At 62.1% G+C, this 1,015-nt stretch carries 1 protein-coding gene and 1 pseudogene; both read left to right on the forward strand.

What is annotated here, in order from left to right:
- A pseudogene (locus ACFWF3_RS37065) lies at positions 1 to 353 on the forward strand (mammalian cell entry protein); the annotation flags it as partial.
- 86 nt (positions 354 to 439) lie between these two features.
- Positions 440 to 727 (forward strand): nucleotidyltransferase domain-containing protein, encoded by a 288-nt coding sequence (locus ACFWF3_RS37070; RefSeq protein ID WP_379318939.1) that lies wholly within the window; start codon positions 440 to 442, stop codon positions 725 to 727.
- Positions 728 to 1,015: the final 288 nt, after the last annotated feature.

Below are 1,015 nucleotides of genomic sequence, written 5' to 3' on the forward strand. Positions count from 1 at the left end.
TCAACCAGTTCCTGAACAACACCTCGACGACCTTCGCCGGGCATCAGGAAGAACTGGCCGCCTCGCTGACCGGCCTGACCACCGTCACCAACCAGCTGCGTGCCAACTCCGGCGCGATGGTCGAGATCGTCGACGTGGTGCCGCTGCTCATGCAGAACATCGACGGCGCCATGAACAAGCAGGAGGGCTTCGTGCGCATACACGCCCTGATCGGCACCGCCCTCTCCGGCGAGATCGTCAGCGTGTTCTGTGAGCGGATCCAGATGAAGTCCGATGGCTGCCGCTCCGGAAACATGCACGACTTCGGCCCCGACTACGGGCTCACCGCCGCACTGCTCGGACTGACGAAATGACGAAACGCTGGACCACGAGATCGCGGGGAATAGTCGCAGAGCCGACACGATGACAGACTTGCCCGGTGGCGATCGACGGGGTTGAAGTGGCACGGCTGCTGGTCCGGCGAGACTTTCCGCAGGCTCGGGCAGCGTGGCTAGGCGGCAGCGTGGCTCTCGGAATGGCCACGGCGACTTCTGATCTGGATATCACCGTATTGATGCATGGTTCATCGGCGTCCTACCGTTCATCGATACATTTCGGTGAGTGGCCGGTGGAGCTGTTCGTACAGACTGAAGACTCACTGGAGCATTTTCGCTCCAAGGAGCACGCCGTCCGGAAGCCGAGCACGACGGGTACACAGTCGGTCGTCCCCCTACATGATCGGCATTGAGTGCGTTCTGACGTGGCGGTTCGGATGTTCCTCCAGGCGCTGGATGACACCAAGCAGTACGCTTGTCCTGCAGAAGATTTCAGGAGGGGATCTGTGATTCACCACGTACAAGTCGCTTGTCCGCCAGGCGCCGAAGGTCGCATGCGGTCGTTCTACACCGGTGTCCTCGGCTGGGCCGAACTCCCCAAACCTCCGTTGCTCGCTGCCCGAGGCGGCTGCTGGTTCACGGTTCCGGGAGTGGGCGGCCCGGATGGGGAATTGCACGTGGGCGTCGAGGAACCCTTCCAT

This window comes from Nocardia sp. NPDC060220 (assembly GCF_042727815.1).
GTDB lineage: Bacteria > Actinomycetota > Actinomycetes > Mycobacteriales > Mycobacteriaceae > Nocardia.